The sequence below is a fragment of the Rhodococcus sp. NPDC059234 genome (assembly GCF_042754225.1).
Taxonomy (GTDB): Bacteria; Actinomycetota; Actinomycetes; order Mycobacteriales; family Mycobacteriaceae; genus Rhodococcus_G.
The window spans coordinates 1-18,020 of the sequence record NZ_JBHZAH010000103.1 but is presented as its reverse complement, the minus strand read 5'-3'; the positions used below and the strand labels follow the sequence as shown (position 1 = coordinate 18,020).

Below are 18,020 nucleotides of genomic sequence, written 5' to 3'. Positions count from 1 at the left end.
CGTGAGCGGATGGCGCCTTCGAAAGCACTGTCGGGGTGGCGGGATTTGAACCCACGACCTCTTCGTCCCGAACGAAGCGCGCTACCAAGCTGCGCCACACCCCGTGCCTTGCCAGCTGCCCGTTTTTGGCAGCCAGCGAAGTCTAGCGCACGACTGCCGAAGAACGCGAAACGCCTGGTCGAATGCCCTCTTTCGGGCCTCGATCGGGTGCTGCGACCAATGTCAGCAGGGTGGCCTCGGGTCGGCAGCAGAACCGCGCCGGCGCGTACGGCGACGTGCCGATCCCGGCCGAGACGTGCAGTCGGGTGTGCGCACCCCACCGCGACGGACCCTTCACCCGGGAGCGGTCCAGCTGACAGTTCGTCACCAGGGCGCCGTAGAACGGCAGGCACAGCTGACCGCCGTGGGTGTGGCCGGCGAGGACCAGGTCGTACCCGTCCGCGGCGAAGCGATCCAGCACCCGGGGCTCGGGGGAGTGGGTGATGCCCAGCTTGAGGTTGGCCATCGGGTTCGGCGCGCCCGCGATGGTGTCGTAGCGGTCCCGCTTGAGGTGCGGATCGTCCACGCCCGCCGTCGCGATCCGGATCCCGGCGACCTCGAGCTCGCGCCGGGTGTGCGTGACGTCCAGCCAGCCGCGCTCGCTGAAGGCCGCGCGCAGGTCCTGCCAGGGCAGCGGCTCGCCGTGGGTGCGCTTGTGTTCCTTCTTGAAGTACTTGAGCGGGTTCTTCGGCTTCGGCGCGAAGTAGTCGTTGCTGCCGAAGACGAACAGTCCGGGCCGGGCCAGGAGGCCGCCGAGGGACTGCACGACCGCGGGCACGGCGCGCTGGTGGGACAGGTTGTCCCCGGTGTTCACCACGAGGTCGGGGTCGAGGCGGTCGAGTTCACGCAACCAGTTCTGCTTGAGCTTCTGTCCGGGCATCATGTGCAGGTCGCTGATGTGCAGCACGCGCAGTGACGAGGACCCCGGTTCGAGCACCGGCATGGTGGTTTCCCGCAGGGTGAAGGCGTTGCGCTCGATCAGCGAGGCGTAGCCGACACCGAGCGCCGCGGCACCGGCCAGTCCGGCCGCGGTACCGCGGAGGGCATTGCGTGGGTTGTCAAACACCATTTCAGGATACGCAGCGCCTGCAAACGACATGCGCGTCGGCGGGCCGGGCGCGTAGCGTTCGGCACCATGTCCGACTCCACGCCCACCCTGAAGTCCACCCTCCGCGCCGACATGACGGCGGCGATGAAGGCGAAGGATCCGCTCCGCCTGAAGACGCTGCGGATGCTGCTCGCCGCCGTGCAAACCGAGGAGGTCTCCGGCAAGGAGGCCCGCGAGCTCACCGACGACGAGGTCCTCAAGGTGCTCGCCAAGGAGTCCAAGAAGCGGGGCGAGTCTGCGGAGATCTACACCGAGGCGGGCCGTGGCGAACTCGCGGCCACCGAGCGTGCGGAGGCGCAGATCATCGACGAGTACCTGCCGACCCCGCTCACCGACGCCGAACTCGCCGACGTCGCGGACACCGCGATCGCCCAGATCGCCGAGGAACTCGGTGAGCGTCCGGGCATGCGGCAGATGGGCCAGGTCATGAAGGTCGCGACCGAACTCGCCGCCGGCAAGGCCGACGGCTCCCGCATCTCGAAGGCGGTCAAGGACCGTCTGTAGCGGCTACGCCGCCTGTGCGCGATCGGTACCCGGATCGGGGTACCGATCGCGCACAGGCGCGGGACGCGCGTTGATCAGGCGTGTGCGGTGAAGCCGACCTGGCCGGGCTGGCGGTTGGGGGCGTAGCCGAGCTGGGCGAGGGTTTCGTCGGCGTCCTTGTAGGAGGTGCCGATCTTGTAGATGTCGCGGGCCTCCTTGCCGGTGGCGACCTCGCGGCCGAGTTCCTTGGCGACGCGGACGAGCTGGCGGACCTGCTCGGCGGAGGTGATCTTGACCTCGCCATCGGGTGCCCACAGGTTGTCCTCGTTGCCGCACCGCGGGTGCAGGCCCATCGCGATGGCCATGGTGTTGACCGGCAGCACGCTGCGCATCAGCGTCTCGAGGGTCAGGCAGGCGCCGTCCGGGACCCGGTTCACGAACTGCATCATGTTGTACGGGTTGGGGCCGTCGAAGCCGCCGCCGATCGCGACCCAGGTCAGGTTCAGCGGGCCGGTGTAGACGCCGCGGCGGATGAGCCGCTCGACGGTCTCGAGCTGCGGGATCGACGAGAGCTGGAAGTGCGGCTGGATCCCGGCGGCCTGCAGACGACGCAGGTGCTCCTCGACCCACTCCGGGCCCGCGGGGACGGTCATCTCGCGGTAGGTCGCCGACAGCTCGGCGTTCTCAAGGGAGGTGCCCTTGATGTCGCCCGGGGTCATCAGCTCCATGATGTTCATCTGGCTGGTGTTGATCGCGATGGTCACCTGGTCCGGCTTCGGGTCCAGCTCGGCGAGCATGTGCCGCACGTCGTCGGAGAGCCACTTGGCGTCGGCACCGTCGCCCTCGGGGGCGAAGGAGATGGAGCCGCCGACCTGGAGGATCATCTCCGGCACGGCCTCGCGGAGGCGACCGAGGAGCTCGTTGAACTTCGACAGCCGCTTGGAGCCCTTGCCGTCCTCCTCACGGACGTGGATGTGCAGGACGGTGGCGCCGGCCTCGTAGCAGTCGACGGCCTGCTGGACGTGCTCGTCCATCGTCAGGGGCAGGTCCTCGGGGAAGTCCTCGACCGCCCACTCCGGGCCGTAGGGCGCGACGGTGATGACCAGCTTGTCCTGGTTCTCCGGGAACAGCGCGTCGTCGTGAAAATGCATGGCAGAACTCCTTTTCGAGTAGCTGGGGGTCTTCGGTCGGAATTGGGGATCAGAAGGGGCGGTCGCCGATGATCCCGGCGCGCTCCATCTTTCGAACGGCGGGCCAGTAGTCCTGGACCGCGTAGTGCTGCGTGGAGCGGTTGTCCCAGATCGCCACGCTGTTGCGCGTCCAGCGCCAGCGCACCTGGTACTCGGGGATCGCGGCCTGGCTCTGCAGGTACCGCAGCAACTCCCCGGCTCCCGGTGCGTAGTCGATGCCGCACCGGACGTTGTCGGCGGTGTGGTAGTTCGTCAGGTGGGTGGTGAAACTGTTGACGAACAGGATCTTCTCGCCGGTCTCCGGGTGCGTGCGCACCACCGGGTGCTCGGCGTCCGGGAAGCGCTCCTTGAGCTCGAGTCGCTGTTCGATCGGCAGCCGCGCACCGAAGGTCGCCTCGATGCTGTGCCGTGCCCGCAGGCCCGCTATCTGTTCCTTGACGTGCTCGGGCAACCGCTCGTAGGCCAGCGCCATGTTCACCCACATGGTGTCGCCACCCACCTCCGGCCCCTCGATGCACCGCAGCACGCACCCCATCGGGGGGTTCTCCCGCCACGTGGCATCGCAGTGGTAGGCGTTCTCGAATCGCTCCGGCGGGCTGTCGAGGTCCTTGTAGATCCGGACGAGGCCGGGATGCTCCGGGTCGCTGCCCAGCGCGGGGTGGTCCTCCAGCGAGCCGAAGCGTTCGGCGAGAGCCACGTGCTCGGCCCGGCTCATACCCTGGTCCCGGAAGAACAGGACCTTGTGCCGCAGCAGCAACGACTTCAACTCGGCGAAGAGTTCGCCGTCGCGGGTGACGGCGGCGAGATCGACGCCGACGAGTTCGGCACCGATGCTGCAGGTCAGCGGTCGCGCGTCCATCGTCCCGGCTACGACGCCGTTCCGACCGGACTCGAGGTCGACGGTTGTGGTCATGACGCTCTCCTGTGCGAACTGTGATGGTGGGAGGTCGCAACGCCTACGGCGGGTACGGCACGCCGAACAGCGATGCGGTTGAAGCGAATTCGGATCAGACCGAGAAGACCGACGAGCCGATGCTGATCCCGGACTCCAGGTCCCGGTGTGCCTGCTCGGCGTCCGCGAGCTCGTAGCGCTGGTTGATCTCGATCTTGATGCGGCCGGCCGCGACGTGGCCGAACAGCTCGCCGGCGAGTTCGGCCCGCTCGGCCGGATCCGCGATGTAGTCGGCGAGGGCGGGCCTGGTCACGAACAGCGAACCCTTGACCGCGAGTTGCATGGCGTCGATCGGCGGGATCGGGCCGGACGCCGTGCCGAAGGCCACCAGCAGACCGCGGCGCGCGAGCGAGTCGAGCGAGGACTGGAAGGTCGACGCCCCGATGCTGTCGTAGACCACCGGCACGCCGCGCCCGTCGGTGAGTTCACGCACGCGCTCGGCGACGTTCTCCCGGGTGTACACGATGACCTCGCTGCAGCCGTGCGCACGTGCGACCGCAGCCTTCTCGTCCGTCGACACCGTACCGATGACGTTGACGCCCAACAGTTTCGCCCACTGGCTGAAGATCAGCCCGACGCCTCCCGCCGCGGCGTGCAGCAGCACGGTGTCCCCGGACTTCAGCGGATGGATCCGGCGCAACAGGTACGAGGTGGTGAGGCCGCGCATGGTCATCGCCGCGGCGGTCTCGAACGCGATCTCGTCGGGAATGGCGATGAGGTGCTCGACGGGCATCACGCGTTCGGTGCTGTACGCGCCCAGCGGACTGCCCGTGTAGGTGACGCGGTCGCCTTCGCTGAATGCCGTGACGCCGGGGCCGACCGCCTCGACGACGCCTGCCGCCTCCACACCCATGCCCGCGGGAAGGGGTGCCGGGTACAGACCGGTGCGGAAGTACGTGTCGGCGAAGTTCAGGCCGACCGCCCCGTGCCGGATCCGGACCTCACCCGGCCCGGGCTCTCCGACCTCGACGGACTCCCACCTCAGAACCTCCGGACCGCCGGTTTCGTGGAAGCGGATCGCCTTTGCCATTGCCTTCTCCTTGCTCGTGGTTCCATCGGAAGCGGACGGTTCCGGTGTGACTCAGTTGACACGACAGTATCGATGAGAGAGGGTTCACACTTATCCTCACGGGACATATTTGTTTCCCCTTCGGGACAGCCGATACGGTCGCCCGAATCGAAGCCCGACGCGATCGAGAGAGGTGACCCGAGTGGCAAAGCCCCTTGCGCGGTACGCCGCGTTGACGGGATACATCGAACTGAGCCGCACGTTGGCGCTCGACCCGGTGCTGCTGCTTCGCAGCGTCGGCCTCGATCCGGGAGGCCTCGACCTCCAGGACCGGTGGGTGCCCGCGTCGGCGGTCGCCCGACTCCTCGAACTGTCCGCGGCCGCATCGGGTCGGCAGGACTTCGCGCTCAAGCTGGCCGAGCGGCGACGCCTGTCGACCCTCGGCCCGCTCAGCGTCAGCATCCGCGAGGAGCCGGACGCCCGGAGCGCGCTCCGCATGCTCATCCGGTATCAGCACATGTACAACGAGGCGCTGCACATCCGGATGTCGGAACGGGACGGCCTGGCCACCATCCGGATCAGCGTCGAACCCGGCGAACCGATCTCCGTTCGCCAGTCCGTGGAACTGGCGGTCACGGTGACCCACCAGTTGTTGCGGCAGCTCCTCGGCGATCGATGGCACCCGGTGTCGGTCTGCTTCGAACACAGTCGCCCCACCGACGACTCGACACATCGCCAGCTCTTCGACGCACCACTGCACTTCGACAGCGACTTCACAGGAATCGTCACGTACACAGGCGATCTGGACGAACCGAACAGGTTGTCCGACCCACACCTGCGGTCGTACGCGCAGCAGTTCCTCGACACGCTCACCACCCCCGAGGAACCGACGCTCGACAACCGCATTCGCGAACTCGTCGAACTCATGCTGCCGACCGGCCGGTGCTCGATCGAGCAGGTGGCCCGCAGCCTCGGCGTCGACCGCCGGACGGTGCATCGGCACCTCGCGAAGTCTGGACAGACGTTCACCTCGGTCGTCGATTCCACCCGGGCCGAACTCGCGAACCGCATGGTCACCGGCCAGCGCTACTCGTTCACGGAGGTATCGGAGATGCTCGCGTTCTCGACGCCGAGCAGCTTCTCCCGCTGGTTCCACCAGAGGTTCGGCATGAGCCCCCGCGAGTGGCGCAAGCAGTCCACCGGATAGCCGGCCCCTCGAACCGAGGGTCGTGACCACCCCGGGTCATGTCCCTATATGCACAGTATCCCGTCCCGCAGGGGCAATTATTCGACTCACGTGCGACGTAGTGTGATGCAGGCCACCTTCCGGCCGGATCGTTGCCCGCATCTCATCCATTCTTTTCGTTATCCGTGAAACGAGCGACGCATGACGACGAACCCTGAGCCGACACCCACTCCGACCATCGACCGAATGCAACGCGATGGAAATTGGAATCCCCTGTGGGACACCTTGTTCCAATGGGACCCGGAATGGACAGAGCAGTTCATGGCAATGAATGCCACCCCTGTGCGTCGGAATGTGTTCTCACCCGAGTTCGTGGAACTGCTCAGCATCGCCATCGATGCCGCAGCCACCCACATGTACGCACCGGGGGTGCGCCGGCACATCCGCGCCGCACTCGAGCTCGGGGTGTCCAGGCAGGAGATCCTCACCGTCCTCGAGATGGTGAGCGTCCTCGGCATCCACGCCTGCAACCTCGGTGTGCCGATTCTCGCGGAGGAACTCGACGCGTTCGAATCCCGGCGCGCAGCCAGCTGACCTCCTGCCGCCACACACTCCACCCCTCTGCCGATTCGAGGAGCACCATGGAACTCACTTCCACCATGACAGGCCACGAGAACGCGTCCGCCGATCCCGCACCCAGCGGGATCGATGTCGAACGCCCGCACCGCGGCCGTCGGTCCGCGCTGTACCCCTGGCTCGTTTTCGCCCTCGCCTTCGCGTTGCTGCTGTCCGACTACATGTCCCGTCAGGTTCTCAGTGCGGTATTTCCGTTTCTGAAGTCCGAATGGGCGCTGACGGATTCCCAGCTCGCATCCCTCACCAGCATCGTCGCGCTGATGGTCGGACTGCTCACCCTCCCGCTCTCCATGCTGGCCGACCGATGGGGTCGGGTGAAGTCCCTGGTACTGATGGCCACGCTGTGGAGCATCGCAACATTGCTGTGTGCGATCGCCTCCAACTACGAGCAGATGCTCGCCGCCCGCTTCTTCGTCGGTGTCGGCGAGGCCGCGTACGGAAGTGTCGGAATCGCCTTGGTTCTCAGCGTCTTCGCGCCACGCGTCCACTCCACGCTCAGCGGCGCGTTCATGGCCGGCGGTTCCTTCGGCTCGGTCGTCGGGGTCGCGCTCGGCGCCGTCATCGCCGTTCACCTGGGCTGGCGCTGGTCGTTCGCCGCGATGGCGGTCCTCGGGCTCATCCTGGTCGCGGCGTTCCGCCTGGTGGTCACCGAACGCCGTCTGGCCGAGCACGCCGCCTCCGACGACACTTCCGCATCCGCTCGTCCCGACGGACCCGCGATCCGCGTCCCGGTCTCGACACTGTTCACCAACCCGGCCGTGTGGTGCGCGTACCTCGGTGGCGGACTGCAGATGTTCAACGCTGCCGTGCTGCTCGCCTGGGCCCCGAGCTACTTCAACCGCTATTACGGCCTGGCCCCGGACAAGGCTGGCGCGGTCGCGTCTGTGTTCGTGTTGCTGATCGCGATCGGCATGATCGTCTGCGGCATGATCACCGACCGGGTCAGCCGCAACAACGCGGCCGCGAAATGGACCAGCGCGATCTGCTACTGCGTGATCTCTCTGGCCTCGCTCGGGATCGGACTCCAGCTGGCGACCGGCACTTCTCAGCTGATCCTGCTGGGTATCGGCGCCTTCTTCGCCGCCGGCTCGTCCGGCCCCACCGCGGCCATGGTGGCGGGACTGACCCACCAGTCGGTGCGGGCCTCCGCCCTCGGCAGCCTGACCATCGCCAACAACGTCCTCGGCCTGGCGACCGGCCCCTTCGTCATCGGCATCCTCGCCGACCGCCTCGGCCTACTCGGCGCCCTCCAGTTGGCACCGCTGGTGTACGTGCTGGCGATCGGGGCCCTGTTCCTCGGCAGGCGGATGCACCCGACCGGCCTCGCGAAGCTCGCGGCGCAGAGTGCCGCCGCAGCGGCCAAGGGCCAGGGTGCCGCAGCTATTGGATAGCGATCCTGTGACCCGCCTCCCGGCGCGGCTTTCGCACCGCCGGACGATATGCCCCCCAACCCCCTCTCGCCCCCTGTCTCGGCGTTCGCCGGTGCGGGGAGCTCGATCCGCCCCAGAGAAATCGAGACACGAAGAGCCATGAAGATCCGCAAATTCACCACCACCGCAATCCTGGCGATCGCAGCAACCAGCATCGCCACCGGGACGGCCTACGCCGCACCCGCGACGAGCGAATCAACCCAGACCAGCCAGAACGCGCAGCCCTCCGTCAACTGGACGGTCACCCGCGCCGGCGACCAGGTCCTCGTCCACACCGCCGCCGGATCACTGAGCACCGAGGACAACCGCCTGCTCGTCCGCGACGCTGAGGGCACCGTGGTCGAGGCCGTGCCGCTGACCATCGCATTCGACGGCATGGCCTACCCGATCTCGGCACAGATCACGGGCAACACCGCCACCCTGACTGCGGACACCGGCGCCGCCGTCCCGATGCCGAAGGTCGGCGCTCTGCACGATATCGACCTCCCCGCCGCGGTCGGCGGGGTTCAGCCCGCCATCAGCCTGACCTCGGCAGTCGGCGGCTTCCTCGGCTCGGCCACCGGCCTGGTCGGCGGTTGCCTGCTCGGCGCGACCGTGGCGGGCGTGGTCTCCGCACCGGCCGCGATGCTCTTCGGCGCCGGCCCGCTCGCCGGCTGCATCGGTGGGGCGCTCCTACTCGGCGCCACATCGGGCTTGGCCGGCACTGCGATCGGCGGACTGGGCTCCGCACTGGCGAATGCCCCGCAGTTCATTCAGCTCCTCAACCAGCCCGCGGCTCCGAAGAAGTAAGCACTCCCGGACCGACCAGGCGGCCCACCTGCCGGCGCCGTAGTTGTCGACCCGAAAGGGCAGATCACGGACCTGGAAATCGACAGCTTCGAGGCTATGTGGACAAGGCCAGGCTTCATCGGTCGAACTACTCGGACCTGTTGCGGGGAATCGATTCCCCGCAACAGGTCCGAGTTCGCTGTCTGCGTGTCAGGACATCGTCACCGAGTACGCGCCCGCAGCGTGCGCGATCATTCGCCAACCACCATCCACCCGAACCAACTCGACGTCGTCGATGTTCACCGTCTGCAGGCTCGGCTTCGCGTCGCCCGGGTACCAGGCCTCCACGCGGCCCGACCCCTTGCCGGCGAAACCGATCGCGGTGACCTCGGTCAAGTTGCCGGGAACCGCACGAGGATACGGGCGTGCCAGCGCGGTGGCGACGCCGTCGAGCAGCCCGAGGGGCGTCCCGGACGGGCAGTCGACGACATTGAGGTTCTCCTGCGGCTTGCCGGTGTTGCCGTCCCGCACGGCGTGCGGATCACCGCACGCCTGGGTCCACGACCACCACGCGCCGCCGATGCGGTAGCGATTCATCGCGTCCGTGAATCGGTCGGTGTCGGCCGCCGCGGAGTCACCCCACCAGCCCCACTCGCCCGTCCACAGGGGGGCGTCGTAGCCCGCGGCCGCGTCCGCGGCGATCTTGAATCCCTCCTCGAGGGTGGGGAAGTCGCTGCTCACGGTGATCGACTGGCTGTAGAGGTGCGGAGAGAAGACGACAAGCGGATCCGACACGTAGTGACGCGGCGGCACCGCGTCCAACCCGAACCCGGACCAGATCGCACTCGGCTCGAAGATGGCCAGATGCGGGAAGCCGCCCGCCTCCGCCTGCCGGATCGCCCCGATCGCGCGCTGATAGAAGCGGCCGAGCTGGTCTGCCGCGGCGACCGGGTCCCGAAGACCGGGATTGGGCTCGTTCAGCAGGTCGTAGCCGGCAACCGCGGGTTCGCTCTTGAACTCCGCCACGAGCCGGGCCCAGGTGGCGACGAGGTGACCCTGCACGCCCTGTTCGTCGTCGTAGAACGACTGGAACGCCCGGGCGACCGCCGGCGAGACCTCCCGAACGCCGCCGACGTTGCACGTCGTCCACCCGTGCGTGATGGTCGCCCACTCGGGCGCACCGTCCCACCCGATCCCCGGCTTCGTCAGCGGGGGGCACTGCTCGCCCGCCGGGGTGCCCACCGACGGACCCCACGCGTCCTGGTGCATGTCGAGCACCGTGTACAGACCGTGCGCCTTCGCGTCCGACACGGCTTCCCGAATCCGACCGACGTAATCCTGATCGAACGCGCCGGGGGTGGGTTCGAGCTTGGACCACGCGATGTTGAGCCGTACGACGTTGAATCCCAGCGCCGCCATCCGCGCGAAATCGCTGCGGTCGAGCGGCATCACCGTCGGCAGGCCGGTGCCGTTGTCCGCATAGTGGTTGAGCTGGTTGACGTTCACGCCGCGCAGCAGCACGGTCCGCCCGTCGACGTCCTTGATCGTGCGGTTCTCGACGGTCAGCCTCGGCAGCGTCCAGTCCGCTGGGGCCGGCGCCGCGGTCGCCGCCGGCGCCGCCTGCAGGGTCAGTGCCGCCAGGGCAATCAACAACAGTGTGCGCACGAGCCTGTGGCCTCCTATACAACCGTCCAGTTCGCCCAGAGTTTAGCGGTGCGCAACCTTCCGGATGTGTAAGAACGACGGACACTCGCCCGCCAGACCGACGCGACGCTCGTCCGTCACACCGCCGCGACCCTCGTCCACGGCAGCAACTGCTCGAGCTGAGCGGCGACCGCCAGGATCTTGCCCTCGCCGCCGGGCGGCGCCGCGATCTGGACGCCGAGCGGAGTACCGGTCTGCGGATGGATCCCGGCAGGCACACTCGCCGCCGGCCACCCCGCCAGGTTCCACAGCGAGGGGAAGGGCGCGTACCGCACGTTCGCGACCACGTTCGAGAGCCACGACTTCTCGCTCCATCGAGCCGACGCGATCGGCGCCGCCGCCAAGGTCGGGGTGATCACCACGTCGTAGCGGGCGAAGAACCCGTCCAGCGCCCGCTGGACCCGCTCCACCTGCTCGGTCTTGACGAACCTGGCGAGCTGCCGGCCCACCGCCGCGTGCCCGCGGGTGCGCCGCTGCAGCAGGGCCGGATCCAGCTCCGCCGCGTCGGCCGCGGTGCCCGCCGTCCACCGCGCGATCAGCGGGAGCGGATTCGCCGGGTACGGCAGCTGCGCGGTCGCGATGTGATGGCCCGCGCCGCCGAGCGCGGTCGCGGCCCGCTCGGCCGCCGCCCGCCAGTGCGGATCCACCCGGACGAACGCGAGCGGCGAACGCGTCGACACCGCGATCCGCAGCGAACCGGGATCGGCCACCTCGGCGAGGTCGGGCCGGTCCGCCATCACCGACAGCACCAGCGCGGTGTCCGCGACCGTGGTCGCGATCGGACCGTTCTCCGACATCCCGAACCACGAGTCGACACCGAGCTCGGCGGGCACCAGGCCACGGCCCGGCTTGATTCCGACCACCCCGCAGGCCGCAGACGGAATCCGGATCGAGCCCATACCGTCCGCGCCGTGCGCGGCCGGGACCATGCCCGCCGCCACCGCGACCGCCGACCCGCCGGACGATCCGCCCGAGGTCCGGGACGGGTTCCACGGATTCCGGGTGATCATCTCCGGGGTGTCGGCCGTCCCCCACAGGCACAACTCGGGCACCGCGGTGAGTCCGACGACCACCGCGCCCGCGGCGCGCAACCGGGCCACCACCGGATGGTCGGCGGTCGACGGCAACGGCGAACTGGCGCGTGACCCGTTCCCGAGCCGATGGCCGGTCACCGGCACGTTGTCCTTGACCGCGACCGGCACCCCCGCGAGCGGCAAGTCCGAGAGGTCTCCGCGGGCAGCCAGTTCGGCCGCCTCGGCCCTGGCCTGCTCCGGGCGCACCGCGACGAAAGCACCCAGATGCAGATCGCGTTCGGCAATTCGTTGCAGTGCGGCGTCGACAGCTTCGGTCGGGGTCAGTGCTCCCGCACGCACCCGCGCGGCAATCGAGGAGGCGGTGAAGTCCGGGTCCATCACACGATTATGCGCCCGCGCCGCGTCGGCACGCCGCACTCCGCCGCACGTGAGACGCCCGGACGAACCCGGTCCGGGCGTCGACGGCGACGCGGGTCTCAGCCGCCGTAGACGCTGGGCTCGAGGGTGCCGATGTACGGCAGGTCGCGGTAGCGCTCGGCGTAGTCGAGGCCGTAGCCGACGACGAACTCGTTGGGGATGTCGAAGCCGACCCACTCGACGTCCACGTCGATCTTGGTGGCGTCCGGCTTGCGCAGGAGCGTCACCACCGTCAGCGACGCCGGGTTGCGGGTGGTCAGGTTGCGCATCAGCCACGACAGCGTCAGCCCGGAGTCGATGATGTCCTCGACGATCAGTACGTTCCGGCCGGCGATGTCCTTGTCGAGATCCTTGAGGATCCGCACCACGCCCGACGACGAGGTGGACGAGCCGTACGAGCTGACGGCCATGAACTCCATCTGGGTGGGGATCGGCAGCGCCCGCGCCAGGTCGGTCATGAAGAAGATCGCGCCCTTGAGCACGCCGACGAGCAGCAGGTCGCCCTCGGGCGCACCGTCCGGATAGCGCTCGGCGATCGCGGCGGCCAGCTCGGCCGTCTTGTCGCGAATCTGCTCCTCGGAAATCAAGACCGATGCGATATCGCCTTCGTACACGGCGCTAGCCCCTTTTGCTTCTTGATGGCGTGTGCTGGCTCGGCTCATCGCCGGCCGTTCACTGACGGGGCCGTTCGCTGACGAACCCGACCGACAGCATCCCACGTCGCCGCGAGAGCACCAACCTGACACCTGGCGCGCCGCCGCCCACCGCGACCCCGCCCTGTCCGCGCCACCGGCCCACCAGGTCGTCCGCCGCGCGCAGCTGCCGATCGGTCAGTCCGCGTGCGCCGCGGCCGAGCAACCAGCTCCGCAGCGCCCGCCGGCGCAGTGCCGGGTGGGCCCCGGCGAGGACCGCGGCATCGAGGCCTTCGCCCGCGCCGGCCGCGGCCAGCAGCTCGGCCGCCAGCTCGTCGAGTACCTCGCCGTCCTCGCGCAGCTGTGCCGAGGTCCGGCTCAACGCCTCGGCCACGCCGCCACGGAGGATCTGCTCGAGCAGCGGCAGGGCTTCCGTGCGCAGCCGCACCCGGGTGAACTCGGGGCTGCGGTTGTGCGGGTCCCGGTAGGGCGACAGCCCCAGCTCCACACACGCCCGGTCCGTGACCGCTCGCCGAACGGACAGCAGCGGGCGCCCCCACGGCGGGTCGTCGTCGCGCATTCCGGCCAGCGAGCGCGGACCGGAGCCACGAGCGAGCCCGAGCAGCACCGTCTCCGCCTGGTCGTCGAGCGTGTGGCCGAGCAACACCGGCAGGCCGGCGCGGGCCGCGTCGAGCGCCGCGTAGCGCGCCCGCCGCGCGGCCGCCTCCAGCCCCCCCGGCCCGTCGACGGTCACGGGCAGCACCCGCGCGCTCGCGCAACCGAGCGCGACCGCCCGCTCGGCGGCCTGTTCGGCGACCTCACCGGAGCCGTCCTGCAGTCGATGGTCGACGACGAGCGCATGCACGGGGCCCGCCTCGGCGACCGCCGCCGCGGTCAGCGCCAGCGAGTCGGCCCCACCGGACAGCGCCACGGCCACCCCGGCCGGGTCGGCGCGGTGGACGCGCACCCACCGGCGGACCGCGTGCCGGACCTCGAGCAGCGCGGGACCCTCGGGCAGCGGACCGAGCGGCGGCCCGCTCGTCATCCCAGGACCCGGGCGATCCACTTCTCGTGGTCCTCGATCTCGGTGGTCAGCGGCAGGGTGTCGGGTCCGGTCCAGACGGCGTTGAACTCGGCCATCCCGACCCGGTCGACGACGGCATCGACGAAAGCCTTGCCCCGCACGTACTGGGCCATCTTCGCGTCCATCCCGAGCAGTGCCCGGACCAGCCGCTGCAGCGGATTGCTCTGCCGGGTCCGGCGCTGGTTGAACGCCTGGCGGATCCGCACGACCGACGGCACCACGTCCGCGCCGACGGCGTCCATCACGTGATCGGCGTGGCCCTCGAGCAGGGTGCCGAGCATGAGCAACCGGTCCAGCGCGGCGCGCTGCGGCTCCGACTGGGTGGCGCGCAGCAACCCCAGCACGCCGGCGTCCTCGGGGGCCTGCTCGGCGCCCGCTCGTCGACCCCGCACCGCGGCGGCGAGCCTGCCGATCATCTCGGTGACGGACTCCTCGCCGGTCTGCCCCAGCGTGGCCACGTTGGCGCGCATGTAGTCGGCGATCCACGGCGCGGACGAGAACTGCACTCGGTGGGTGACCTCGTGGAGGCACACCCACAGCCGAAAGTCGCTGGGCGGGACGGCAAGCGCGCGTTCGACACTCACCACGTTCGGCGCGACCAGCAGCAGCGTCCCGTGTTCCCCGGTGAACGGGTCGTACTGGCCGAGGATCGCGGACGAGAGGAACGCGAGCATCGCGCCCGCCTGCAGTCCGGCGGGACGACCCCCGAGCAGACCCTTCGCGCGCGCCTCGTCCTCGCCGGTGAGATTCGCCATCGACCGAGCCGCGGCCCGGATCCAGCCCGGCCGGTCCACCACCATGGCCTCCGGCACCGGCAGCCCGTCCGCGAGCCCGGTCACCCTGCGGACCGGACCCTCGGCGCGGATCGACGCATCCGCCAGTTCGGCGACCACCGCCTCGGCGGAGTACCGCGAGGTGCTCGGTCCCGGCCGTGCGAGCCGGACTCCGGTCCAGGCCGCCAGGTCCCAGTCGACCGCGCCCGCGAACGCGCTCGACTTGTCCCCGCCCGCCTGGTCGCCGGTCATCGGCAGCCGCAGGAACGCAACGTCGAGGCGATCGCGTCGAGGGCCGGCCTGCTCACGTCCGGCGGCCGGTCGTTCGACATCAGCGCGAAGGTCAGGACCCGATTGTCGACGTCGGTGACGTAGCCGGCCAGCGCGCTCGCGGCGGACAGGGTTCCGGTCTTGGCCCGTACCCAGCCCGCGGCGTTGCGGTCCCCGGTGGCGTACCGGTCCGAGAGAGTTCCGGTGGCCCCCGCGATGGGCAGGTAGTCGAGGATCGGGCGCAACTGCGGCTTGGCGTCACCGGTCGCCGCGGACAGGGCCTGGTCCAGCAGTCGTGCGGGGATGCGCCCGTCCACCGACAGCCCGCTCGCGTCGTGCAGGGTGAGCCCGCGCAGGTCGAACCCGCCCGCGCCCAGCGTCTGACCGATCGCGGTGACGGCGCCGGCGAACGACGCCTCGGTGCCGACCTTGGCGGCGACCTCCCGGCCGATCGCCTCGGCGAGCACGTTGTCCGAATGCCCCATCATCTGGCCGAGCCGGTCCCGCAGCGGCGCGGATTCCACCGAGGCGAGCGGCGCCCCTCCGGACGGCGCGGTCCCCAGCGTGACGTGGGCGGGGTCGACGCCGAACGCGGCGCCGAGCAGTCGGCCGGCGTCCAGGGAGGGCGTCGCGCTGCGCGGCGACTCGTCCTCGAGCGGCTTGATGCGCCCGCCGTCGAGCATCACCGGCTCGATCGGCGCGATGTTGCCGCCGGCGATGTCCGCGGGGTCCCAGCCCTGGGCCAGCGCCGGTCCGGCGTAGGCGCTGTTGTCCACGACGACGCTGGTGACGGTCGCGCCCGCACGCTTGACCTGTTCGACCAGGTCGTCGAGCCGGGGCGCGCCGGGGTAGAAGCCCGGCTGCCCCGGAGGCTGAGCGGTCAGGGTGGGGTCGCCGCCGCCGACGAGCACGATCTGCCCGGGGACGTCGCCCTGGACGACCCGAGTAGCCACGCGGTGCTCGGGGGCGAGCGCCAGCAGCGCGGCCGTCGCGGTGAGCACCTTCGTGGTCGACGCCGGGACCATCGGGGTGTCGGGCCCCTGACTCCACAGCACGGTGCCGGTCGCCGCGTCGGAAACCATCCCGGTCAGGGTGCCCAGTGCGGGGTTCGCCAGCGCCGGTCCGAGGGCCGCGGCCAGCGCCGCGGGTGTCGGCATCGGCGCGTCCGCGGGCACCGGGGCCACCTGCGGCGTCGCCAGCACCGGGGCCGGGGCGGGAGTGGTTGTCCTGGTAGCGGCGCCGGCGTCGAAGCTCAGGTCGGGACGGACAAGCGCGACGACCCCGGCGGCGGTCGCCAGCACCAGCACCCCGACGGCGCCGAGCAGAACCCGGACACGTTTGCGTCGCTGCGCGGCCAGGGACCCCATCTTGCGGTCCTTCGCCCCTACCTTTGCCAACATCCCTCCGATGATCGGTACCGCGCCTGCGGTGTGCAGCCGACTGCTGTAGTTCCCCCACAGTATCGTCGACCGGTTACCCTGACCCGGCACCATCCACCGAGACAAAGCGAGGAAGAGGCGTGGAGTTCGACGTCACCATCGAGATCCCCAAGGGCCAGCGCAACAAGTACGAGGTCGATCACGAGACCGGCCGCGTGAAGCTGGACCGCTACCTCTACACCTCCTTCGGCTACCCCGCCGACTACGGCTACATCGAGAACACCCTCGGCGAGGACGGCGACCCGCTCGACGCGATGGTCCTGCTCCCCGAGTCCGTGTACCCCGGCGTGATCGTCGAGGCCCGCCCGGTCGGCATGTTCAAGATGGTCGACGAGGCCGGCGGCGACGACAAGGTGCTGTGCGTGGTCGCGGGCGATCCGCGCTGGGACCACATCCAGGACATCTCCGATGTCTCGCAGTTCGAGCTCGACGCGATCAAGCACTTCTTCGTGCACTACAAGGATCTCGAGCCGAACAAGCACGTCACCGGCGCCGACTGGGTCGGCCTCGCCGAGGCCGAGAAGGTCATCGCGGAGGCCTTCGAGCGGCTGAAGGCCAACGGCGGCCACTGAGCTACAGGTCAGGTCGGGACAGCGCACGGTCCTGACGAAGGGTGTGGGACACCACCCCGCGGCGCGACGCGCAGCGGAGCCGGTCGGTGTCCCACACCTTTTGCGTTGGCGCGCCGGCGGTGTCACAGGTCCTCGCTACCATTCGCGCCGTGACCGGATACGACGAACCCGACATGTTCGAGGGCCTCGACGCCTCGACATTGCCCCCGCGCCAACAGCGGATCCTCGCGACGATCCGGGACTGGGTGGTCGAGCACGGGTATCCGCCGAGCACCCGGCAGATCGCGGACGCGGTCGGGCTGGTGTCCACCTCGTCGGTGTCGAAGCATCTGAAGTCATTGGAGGACAAGGGCTTTCTGCGTCGCAGCGCTGCAGTCTCCCGGCCGATCGACGTGCGGCCGTTCCTCCGGGGCTCCGGGTCGAGCGAGCGGTCCGGTAACTCGGTGACCGTGCCCGTCGTCGGCGACATCGCGGCAGGCAGCCCGATCCTCGCCGAACAGCACGCCGACGACGCGCTGATGCTGCCCCGCGAGCTGGTCGGGTCCGGCACCGTGTTCGGACTGCGCGTGCGCGGAGAGTCGATGATCGATGCCGCCATCTGCGACGGGGACATCGTGGTGGTGCGCCAGCAGCACGAGGCACATTCGGGTGAGATCGTCGCGGCGATGATCGACGGCGAGGCCACCGTGAAGGTGTTCCGGCGCCGCGGCGGGCACGTCTACCTCGAACCACGCAACCCCGCCTACTCCGTCATCGACGGTGACGAGGCGGTGGTGCTGGGCAGGGTGGTTTCGGTGATGCGTCGGGTCTGAGGCCGGCGACCCTCAACCGGAGGGCGCTCGCAGCGCGCTCGCCAGGGCGGTCAACCCGTCGTGCACCCTGTCGATGACGACGGTGACGTCGAGGGACAGGGTCTCGGCCACCTCGTCACAGGACATGCCCCGGTAGTACGCCAGCACGAGCGGCTGCCGCTGTTCGGGCGGTAGTTCGACCAGTGCGCGGACGACGTCGCGCTCGCGCACCGGCGCGGGGGCGGGCGCCCCCGGGTGCGCGGGTGGACCGGTCCGCGATCTGTCGCGGCGACCCGGCCGAGGCCACATGTGTCTCGATCACCCCCTAGGGCGATGCTCCGGACGGTTGTCCCGGCGGGGCCTGGTGCCGGGCTACCTATTCGAGTGCGTCACCCATGTTTCCCGCGGGAGGCCGCCCGGAGTAGGCACCCTGGGGGTGGGATTCGTGCACCCTAGGGGTGAGATTCCCTCCGCGTGCCGGGCCGCCCGCGACTGGCGCGGAC

General features: G+C 69.7%; 18 protein-coding genes and 1 tRNA gene. 7 read left to right on the top strand and 12 right to left on the bottom strand.

The annotated features are described in order from the left end of the window. Positions 1–30 precede the first annotated feature (30 nt). Positions 31–104 (bottom strand) — tRNA-Pro (locus tag ACFXGJ_RS19175). Between the two features lie 38 nt (positions 105–142). Continuing rightward, a complete protein-coding gene (locus ACFXGJ_RS19170; protein ID WP_378623259.1) occupies positions 143–1,108 on the bottom strand; it encodes a metallophosphoesterase in 966 nt (321 codons plus the stop codon). A 66-nt stretch (positions 1,109–1,174) separates the two neighbouring features. Here ACFXGJ_RS19170 and ACFXGJ_RS19165 point away from each other — a divergent pair, with 66 nt between their 5' ends. Further along, complete coding sequence (locus tag ACFXGJ_RS19165) at positions 1,175–1,651, top strand: GatB/YqeY domain-containing protein (protein ID WP_378623257.1); 477 nt, start codon at positions 1,175–1,177, stop codon at positions 1,649–1,651. A 74-nt stretch (positions 1,652–1,725) separates the two neighbouring features. On the opposite strand, the gene ACFXGJ_RS19160 is transcribed toward ACFXGJ_RS19165, so the two are convergent. From ACFXGJ_RS19160 to ACFXGJ_RS19150, 3 genes are all read right to left on the bottom strand, one after another. After that, positions 1,726–2,781, bottom strand: coding sequence for a 3-keto-5-aminohexanoate cleavage protein (locus ACFXGJ_RS19160; protein WP_378623255.1), 1,056 nt, complete (start codon positions 2,779–2,781; stop codon positions 1,726–1,728). 49 nt (positions 2,782–2,830) lie between these two features. Beyond that, the gene (locus ACFXGJ_RS19155; RefSeq protein ID WP_378623265.1) at positions 2,831–3,679 is read right to left on the bottom strand and encodes a TauD/TfdA dioxygenase family protein; all 849 of its coding nucleotides are present in this window, start codon (positions 3,677–3,679) and stop codon (positions 2,831–2,833) included. Between the two features lie 148 nt (positions 3,680–3,827). Beyond that, entirely contained in the window at positions 3,828–4,802 is a 975-nt protein-coding gene (locus ACFXGJ_RS19150; RefSeq protein WP_378623253.1) for a quinone oxidoreductase family protein, read from the bottom strand. A 181-nt stretch (positions 4,803–4,983) separates the two neighbouring features. On the opposite strand from ACFXGJ_RS19150, the gene ACFXGJ_RS19145 reads away from it, so the two are divergent. The 4 genes from ACFXGJ_RS19145 to ACFXGJ_RS19130 all read left to right on the top strand — a co-directional run bounded on the left by ACFXGJ_RS19145 (position 4,984) and on the right by ACFXGJ_RS19130 (position 8,822). Further along, positions 4,984–5,988: an AraC family transcriptional regulator gene (locus ACFXGJ_RS19145; RefSeq protein ID WP_378623250.1), complete on the top strand. Its 1,005-nt coding sequence runs from the start codon at positions 4,984–4,986 to the stop codon at positions 5,986–5,988. Between the two features lie 180 nt (positions 5,989–6,168). Beyond that, on the top strand, positions 6,169–6,561 hold the full coding sequence (locus ACFXGJ_RS19140) for a carboxymuconolactone decarboxylase family protein (protein WP_378623248.1): 393 nt from the start codon (positions 6,169–6,171) through the stop codon (positions 6,559–6,561). A gap of 65 nt (positions 6,562–6,626) precedes the next feature. Further along, complete coding sequence (locus ACFXGJ_RS19135; RefSeq protein WP_378623263.1) at positions 6,627–7,994, top strand: MFS transporter; 1,368 nt, start codon at positions 6,627–6,629, stop codon at positions 7,992–7,994. 138 nt (positions 7,995–8,132) lie between these two features. Then, positions 8,133–8,822, top strand: coding sequence for a hypothetical protein (locus ACFXGJ_RS19130; protein ID WP_378623246.1), 690 nt, complete (start codon positions 8,133–8,135; stop codon positions 8,820–8,822). Between the two features lie 189 nt (positions 8,823–9,011). Here ACFXGJ_RS19130 and ACFXGJ_RS19125 read toward each other — a convergent pair whose 3' ends face one another. The 6 genes from ACFXGJ_RS19125 to dacB form a co-directional block, all read right to left on the bottom strand. Then, positions 9,012–10,466, bottom strand: a complete 1,455-nt coding sequence (locus ACFXGJ_RS19125; RefSeq protein ID WP_378623244.1) for a glycoside hydrolase family 5 protein — start codon at positions 10,464–10,466, stop codon at positions 9,012–9,014. 116 nt (positions 10,467–10,582) lie between these two features. Beyond that, positions 10,583–11,920 carry an amidase gene (locus ACFXGJ_RS19120; protein WP_378623242.1) on the bottom strand — a complete coding sequence of 446 codons (1,338 nt, stop codon included), beginning with the start codon at positions 11,918–11,920 and terminating at the stop codon, positions 10,583–10,585. Positions 11,921–12,015: 95 nt separating this feature from the next. Then, complete coding sequence (gene hpt, locus ACFXGJ_RS19115) at positions 12,016–12,570, bottom strand: hypoxanthine phosphoribosyltransferase (protein WP_378623240.1); 555 nt, start codon at positions 12,568–12,570, stop codon at positions 12,016–12,018. 58 nt (positions 12,571–12,628) lie between these two features. Then, entirely contained in the window at positions 12,629–13,633 is a 1,005-nt protein-coding gene (gene tilS / locus ACFXGJ_RS19110; RefSeq protein ID WP_378623238.1) for a tRNA lysidine(34) synthetase TilS, read from the bottom strand. Further along, a complete protein-coding gene (locus ACFXGJ_RS19105; protein WP_378623236.1) occupies positions 13,630–14,697 on the bottom strand; it encodes a zinc-dependent metalloprotease in 1,068 nt (355 codons plus the stop codon). The genes tilS and ACFXGJ_RS19105 overlap by 4 nt, the downstream gene beginning before the upstream one ends. Beyond that, positions 14,694–16,082, bottom strand: a complete 1,389-nt coding sequence (gene dacB / locus ACFXGJ_RS19100; RefSeq protein WP_378623261.1) for a D-alanyl-D-alanine carboxypeptidase/D-alanyl-D-alanine-endopeptidase — start codon at positions 16,080–16,082, stop codon at positions 14,694–14,696. The genes ACFXGJ_RS19105 and dacB overlap by 4 nt, the downstream gene beginning before the upstream one ends. Positions 16,083–16,234: 152 nt before the next feature. On the opposite strand from dacB, the gene ACFXGJ_RS19095 reads away from it, so the two are divergent. Further along, positions 16,235–16,726 (top strand): inorganic diphosphatase, encoded by a 492-nt coding sequence (locus ACFXGJ_RS19095; protein ID WP_378423334.1) that lies wholly within the window; start codon positions 16,235–16,237, stop codon positions 16,724–16,726. A gap of 149 nt (positions 16,727–16,875) precedes the next feature. Further along, positions 16,876–17,538: a transcriptional repressor LexA gene (gene lexA / locus ACFXGJ_RS19090; protein ID WP_378623234.1), complete on the top strand. Its 663-nt coding sequence runs from the start codon at positions 16,876–16,878 to the stop codon at positions 17,536–17,538. Between the two features lie 12 nt (positions 17,539–17,550). On the opposite strand, the gene ACFXGJ_RS19085 is transcribed toward lexA, so the two are convergent. Further along, positions 17,551–17,748: a sigma factor-like helix-turn-helix DNA-binding protein gene (locus ACFXGJ_RS19085; RefSeq protein ID WP_378623232.1), complete on the bottom strand. Its 198-nt coding sequence runs from the start codon at positions 17,746–17,748 to the stop codon at positions 17,551–17,553. Positions 17,749–18,020: the final 272 nt, after the last annotated feature.

Coding starts and splice junctions, on each gene's coding strand:
- ACFXGJ_RS19170 (WP_378623259.1), bottom strand. CDS start 1,108: ATGGTGTTTGACAACCCACGCAATGCCCTCCGCGGTACCGCGGCCGGA.
- ACFXGJ_RS19165 (WP_378623257.1), top strand. CDS start 1,175: ATGTCCGACTCCACGCCCACCCTGAAGTCCACCCTCCGCGCCGACATG.
- ACFXGJ_RS19160 (WP_378623255.1), bottom strand. CDS start 2,781: ATGCATTTTCACGACGACGCGCTGTTCCCGGAGAACCAGGACAAGCTG.
- ACFXGJ_RS19155 (WP_378623265.1), bottom strand. CDS start 3,679: ATGGACGCGCGACCGCTGACCTGCAGCATCGGTGCCGAACTCGTCGGC.
- ACFXGJ_RS19150 (WP_378623253.1), bottom strand. CDS start 4,802: ATGGCAAAGGCGATCCGCTTCCACGAAACCGGCGGTCCGGAGGTTCTG.
- ACFXGJ_RS19140 (WP_378623248.1), top strand. CDS start 6,169: ATGACGACGAACCCTGAGCCGACACCCACTCCGACCATCGACCGAATG.
- ACFXGJ_RS19135 (WP_378623263.1), top strand. CDS start 6,627: ATGACAGGCCACGAGAACGCGTCCGCCGATCCCGCACCCAGCGGGATC.
- ACFXGJ_RS19130 (WP_378623246.1), top strand. CDS start 8,133: ATGAAGATCCGCAAATTCACCACCACCGCAATCCTGGCGATCGCAGCA.
- tilS (WP_378623238.1), bottom strand. CDS start 13,633: ATGACGAGCGGGCCGCCGCTCGGTCCGCTGCCCGAGGGTCCCGCGCTG.
- ACFXGJ_RS19105 (WP_378623236.1), bottom strand. CDS start 14,697: ATGACCGGCGACCAGGCGGGCGGGGACAAGTCGAGCGCGTTCGCGGGC.
- dacB (WP_378623261.1), bottom strand. CDS start 16,082: ATGGGGTCCCTGGCCGCGCAGCGACGCAAACGTGTCCGGGTTCTGCTC.